General features: G+C 37.2%; 7 protein-coding genes and 1 riboswitch. Of the genes, 2 read left to right on the top strand and 5 right to left on the bottom strand.

The window, feature by feature from the left end; translation table 11 throughout:
• Positions 1 to 371 precede the first annotated feature (371 nt).
• Positions 372 to 917, bottom strand: a complete 546-nt coding sequence (locus tag GC098_RS25935) for a GNAT family N-acetyltransferase (RefSeq protein ID WP_171646096.1) — start codon at positions 915 to 917, stop codon at positions 372 to 374.
• A gap of 45 nt (positions 918 to 962) precedes the next feature.
• Positions 963 to 1,044: riboswitch (ZMP/ZTP riboswitch) on the bottom strand.
• 145 nt (positions 1,045 to 1,189) lie between these two features.
• The gene (locus tag GC098_RS25930; protein ID WP_171646095.1) at positions 1,190 to 1,618 is read right to left on the bottom strand and encodes a GNAT family N-acetyltransferase; all 429 of its coding nucleotides are present in this window, start codon (positions 1,616 to 1,618) and stop codon (positions 1,190 to 1,192) included.
• Positions 1,619 to 1,804: 186 nt separating this feature from the next.
• On the opposite strand from GC098_RS25930, the gene GC098_RS25925 reads away from it, so the two are divergent.
• Positions 1,805 to 2,380, top strand: a complete 576-nt coding sequence (locus GC098_RS25925; RefSeq protein ID WP_246358975.1) for an RNA polymerase sigma factor — start codon at positions 1,805 to 1,807, stop codon at positions 2,378 to 2,380.
• Positions 2,373 to 3,290, top strand: a complete 918-nt coding sequence (gene spoIIP / locus GC098_RS25920) for a stage II sporulation protein P (protein WP_171646094.1) — start codon at positions 2,373 to 2,375, stop codon at positions 3,288 to 3,290. The genes GC098_RS25925 and spoIIP overlap by 8 nt, the downstream gene beginning before the upstream one ends.
• 231 nt (positions 3,291 to 3,521) lie before the next feature.
• Here spoIIP and GC098_RS25915 read toward each other — a convergent pair whose 3' ends face one another.
• The 3 genes from GC098_RS25915 to GC098_RS25905 all read right to left on the bottom strand — a co-directional run.
• Positions 3,522 to 3,845: a hypothetical protein gene (locus GC098_RS25915; RefSeq protein ID WP_216625426.1), complete on the bottom strand. Its 324-nt coding sequence runs from the start codon at positions 3,843 to 3,845 to the stop codon at positions 3,522 to 3,524.
• A gap of 45 nt (positions 3,846 to 3,890) precedes the next feature.
• Positions 3,891 to 4,646, bottom strand: a complete 756-nt coding sequence (locus tag GC098_RS25910; RefSeq protein WP_312880342.1) for a Nif3-like dinuclear metal center hexameric protein — start codon at positions 4,644 to 4,646, stop codon at positions 3,891 to 3,893.
• Between the two features lie 309 nt (positions 4,647 to 4,955).
• Positions 4,956 to 5,191: SRPBCC family protein (locus tag GC098_RS25905; RefSeq protein ID WP_171646093.1), on the bottom strand; the 236-nt coding region annotated here is incomplete at its 5' end.

Raw genomic sequence — 5,191 nt, 5'->3', positions numbered from 1 at the left:
CTTAAAGGAATTGGGAATTAGATTTTTACTTCCTAGAAAAGTAACTTGCATGGAATATTCACTTTCTTCAAAGAAGCATTATTTAACTATCCTGCCCGTTACTTGAGAAAAGGCAACCAATCCAACTAGGCTGGTTGCCTCTACATGTTATTATTGAACTCTCGTTACCTGTTAGTGCAACAAGCATTATGATATTCAAAATTATTGATGCTGAAAAAAAGGATGGACTAAAAGGACCATCTTATTCCACTAACCTGCCCGTTAGCTGAGCGACTTTTGCCGAAACCAAAACAAGCGATGGATCGGTTCCATCGCCGCGCTATCGTTATCCGTTAGCATAGAAATTTCAAAAAGGTTACCCACTTTTTCAACTAATCTATAATTTCACGCTCGTATAAATTTGCACTCCACCCACGACCGTCGTATCTCCCCTGGAAAACCAATCCTTGACTAAGGTAGTATTGATTTAACGCTGGGTTATCCGCCATGCAGTCTAATCTTAACCATTTCTTTCCTTCGCTCTTTATATAGTCTTCCGCCCAAGTAAGGAAATGGCTTCCGATCCCCTGTCCCTTATACTTCCGCAAAACAACTAACCTGTGAATGTAACCAGCATTATCATGAAATAATTCTCCCCATATTTCCTCGTACTTCCACTGGACAGAGAAACAACCCACAAGCTCACCATCCAGGTATGCGACAAATACATCTTTCTCACGAATAAATTGCTCCAAATAATTCATCGTAAACGTATCTTCGTTCCACTGAATGATACCTTGCGAGGAGCGAATCCATTTAGCTGCTTCTACATATAATTTCTGCACCTCGTCTAAGTCTTCAATTAGAGCTTTTCTAATATCAATCCATTGGCTATTAAGTTTATCTTTACTGGGCTTTCGATCTGATAAATCAACCAATGCATTTCCCCCTTAAAATAGAAAAGTATTCAGTCATTTGACCAAATACTTTGCCCAGGCGAACGGCTTTTATGAAATATGCGCTCCCCCGTAGTGATCTACGTTTTCGCCAGTCACACATACCAAATATTTACTATATTATAAGCTGGAAAATATAAGGGAATCAAGGATTTTATTACGTTATCCTGCCCGTTACTTCAACCAAACCAGGGAACAACTGCCGAGTGGCGACTGCTCCCTGGTTTTTGCGCTATCGTGTCCCGATAGTTCAATTAGAAATATTTTTTAAATCCTTTACTAACCGATCCATCATATCCTTCTCGTTCGAAGAACTGATGAGCTCTTTCACGGGTTGAATTGCTTAGAAGCATAATTCGATGACAATTTATTGACCTACAATAGACCTCAACATATTGTAAAAGTTGTTGTCCAATACTCTTACTTCGATGATTCTCATGAACAATAATGTTCTCGACAATTCCATACGGTCTTGTTCCATGCAATGCTTGGATACATATATTTAGTGTCACTGTCCCTAATATTTCACCGCCTTCATCGAAAACAAGTAGAAAGTTATTAGGGTCACTTTTGATTGTATCAATTTGTTCTTCGAGAACATTCATTTTCTTACTATTTGGCACTAACATACGATAGAGCTCGCACAGTTGGTTTTTATCAGATCGTTCAGCTTCACGAATCATATCAATATCAACTCCTATATAACCCTTGTCTTTACATACATTTTATTCCACATTACAATTAAGCATTCCTGCTCGTTAGCTGAGAAGGCTGCCGTTCTATGCTGAATGACAATTAAAAATTTTTTTGTAACTTTTACGATGGCTTATTCGACTATATAATTAGAAAGTCTGATAGGAGGTAATGTATTGGAGGAGACAAAGAAAATTGAATACATAATTCCAATCATTAATGGCGAAAAGCAATTGGAGTCCACCATCCAACTCATCTATGAGCAATACCATAAAGAAGTGTACCAATTTCTAATTTGTTTCATTGGGAATCGTAATGATGCCGAAGATTTGACCCATGAAGTTTTTATTCGGATTTTAAAATCATTGTCCAAATTTAATAAAACATCTGGACTAAAAACATGGATACTTTCAATTGCAAAACATGTTGCTATCGACCATTATCGAAGGAAAAAGTTTTATTCTTTATTCACAGATGCTTTTTTCATGAAATTAACTTCAAAAGATGATTCACCCATTGAGCAATTAGAAACTAAGGAAACAAAATTGCTCATTTGGGAGGCGATTTCAAAGATGAAGCCAAATTATAGAGCTGTTTTAATTCTTCGTGGTATCAATGAACTTTCGATTAAAGAAACAGCCGAAATTTTGGAGTGTAGCGAATCAAAAGTTAAAGTCAATTACCACCGTTCATTGGGAATGCTTGAAAAAACATTATCTTCTTTAATGGAAAGGGGTGCCGTAAATGAGTAACCAAACTGAAAAATTCTTGAAGATGATTAAAAATTCGCCGGAAATTTATCCGAATGCTGATTTTATACATGACACAAAACGCGATTTAATTGAAATGGCTCTGAAAACACGTAAGAGGCAGAAAACTATTAGAAGTTTCTATGCGGGATTTGTTTCATTAGCGGTTCTCATTACAGTTGTTTGGATTATTTCATTTGGAGGGAAACAGGGTATTTTAAATTCAGTCGATGCGGGGTATAAATTGTTTTCCTCCTTAACTGTAGAAAAACCAGAAATACAGAAACCCCTGTTACAAAATCCTGAAGTTTTTATATACCATAGTCATAGCAAAGAGTCATTTCTTCCTGATATGTTAAAAACACCAAGAACTGTTATATCACCCAATCAGGAAGCCTATTCAAAAGATGTTAATATAACTCTTGTGGGAACACACTTAGCAACAAAGTTAAACGAATTAGGGGTTAGAACCCTTGCGGATAATACTGATTACGAGGAGAAAGAAAAACAAAATTTCCAATATTCTAGGTCTTACGACTATTCCAAAGAAACAGTAAGCAAAACTTTGCAGCAAAATCCTGGAATTCGCATGATATTTGATATTCATAGGGATTCAGTACATCGAAGCCAATCAACTGTAAAATGGAACAATCTTGATGTCGCCTCAATCAAATTTATTGCAATACCCTCTGAGAATATAAAGCTTGCAATAAAAGTCAACAATAAATTTGACGAATTGTATCCTGGTGTTTCAGAGGGAGTAGTTACATCCACAGAATCGAAACAATCTTATAACCAGGAAATGCATCCCAATTCAATTCTGGTTGAAATCGGTGGTCAAGAAAACAGTCTTGAGGAAGTGTATCGAACAACGGATATGTTGGCGGGTATAATAAGCTATTTACTAAAGTAATAATAAACCCAAATAAAATCGGGCTCCCAAAGAGGCAATGTCATTTAGTTTAGCCTTAACTAAATGACATTGCCCAAAGAGGAGCCCTTTTCGTATTAACATAGAACATGAGCAAATTGTAAAAGATGAATAATTATTGCGCTAAACTGTCCGTTAGCGGAACAGGCTACCGAGATTAAATCAGCGGTAGCCTGTTGTGATATTCTTATTCAACTATATTCGTTAGTTTAGTCAACTCAAGTCAAATGTGGTCCAACCAACTTCAATTATTTTCATTTGAAATTCCCTGAATTCTTTTTTTGCATTAAGATTAGTAAACTCAATTTTAGTAAATGGCTTTGTAAAAAATGTAAAACAGCTTGGTTTTGCACAAATATCCCGTTGACCGACACATTTACTCTTTGCTCGATAAACTTGAACTTCTTCATCCGTCCAATTTCTTTCCCTCTTGTTATACATAACCCAATTTTCATTACACTCTTTAAAATCGACGAATATTTCCTTATCAAAATTAACGAAGGTAAAACCCTCTGATGTTACCTCACGGATCTTCAAAATCGCTCACCCCCACCATCGTTCACCTTTACTTTAACAACAAATTTATTCAAAATGATCTTCTACTAGTTCAATAATCTCTAAAGAGTCGTATTTTTCTTTAATTTTTTCAGACAGGGACTTCACACCAAAAATCTCTGTGAAAGTGTGACTTCCAACGATCAGGTTCATTTTAATGAACTTTGCATACTGGATTGTGTATAAGATTTTCTCACCAGTAATATAGACATCGCATTCTGAATAATGGGCATCACGAAGACTTTTTGTAGAGTTTCCTGCCCCTGTAATAATCCCCACTCTCGTTATTGGCTTTTCTGAGTTTTTCCAAGATTTTATGTTTTCGCTTAGTACCGTACTAACCCGTTCACTTAATTCTTGAAAGCTGATAGGAAACTCGAACTCTCCAATACCAGGCAGGCTCCTACCCTCGATATCAATTGATTGTTGGATGACATTATTTATTCCAAGTGCTTTGAATAATGAAGTACACGTGCCAAATTCAGCATAATCCAATGGCAAATGCACGAAAAAATGGCTGATTCCAAAGGATGCCAGAAGTTTATGACATTCTTCTTTCATTCCAAAGACAAAATCCCATGCATCATAGTGGGTAACTATAAGATCAACTTTCTTTTGAGCGGCTTGTTCAATAAGTTCGGGAGTAATATTTGTTGCATACCCAATTCGACGAATTAAATCAGGACCATAGTTGTAAAATGCAAATTCCTCTCCATTATCAAATTGCTTTAGGAGTCCACCAAATAGTTTTTCGATTAATACACTAAATTGTTCTATATTCACTCGTATCCCCCCATTAATTAACATTTCATAGTTATTACTTCTATTCGGCGAATTGCTCAACAAACCTGCCCTTTAGTTCAACGAAAAAGCAGCCGATCATTCTGGCCGGCTGCCGTGGTGTTCGTATTGAACAAACGTTTCCAGTTAGTTTAATAATTGGTGATTTTCGAAAAGGTATTTTATGCTGCTCCCAACAACTTCCAAGTCCAACATAAACGGGTTTCCGAGAAAAGCAACCGATCATATTTACATTGCATATGGAAACAGAGCAATGGCAGGAATCCCGCCATTGCTCTGTTTCGATTGCGGTTATTGTTCCAACACCTTTTCAAGCTCGCCAGCCATTTTAGCCCAACCATGCTTGGCGCCTTCAAACGCACGAGCATTTTCGAAACCGGTTTGTTCGAGATGAAGATTAACCTTTCCGTCCCCTAAATCCTGCAGCGTCCAGGTGACCGTCGTCTTCTCCCCTCCGCTGACCCAAGTGTAGGACAACCGGTTTGGTCCGTCCACGACTAGCACTTCGCTGTCTATAATTCCATTCC

The organism is Paenibacillus phytorum, from assembly GCF_013141715.1.
Classification (GTDB): domain Bacteria; phylum Bacillota; class Bacilli; order Paenibacillales; family NBRC-103111; genus Paenibacillus_E; species Paenibacillus_E phytorum.
This window is presented reverse-complemented; position numbering and strand designations above follow the sequence as displayed.

Bases quoted from the DNA above. Each gene is read 5' to 3' on its own strand.
- GC098_RS25930 (WP_171646095.1), bottom strand. From the start codon at position 1,618: ATGATTCGTGAAGCTGAACGATCTGATAAAAACCAACTGTGCGAGCTC.
- spoIIP (WP_171646094.1), top strand. From the start codon at position 2,373: ATGAGTAACCAAACTGAAAAATTCTTGAAGATGATTAAAAATTCGCCG.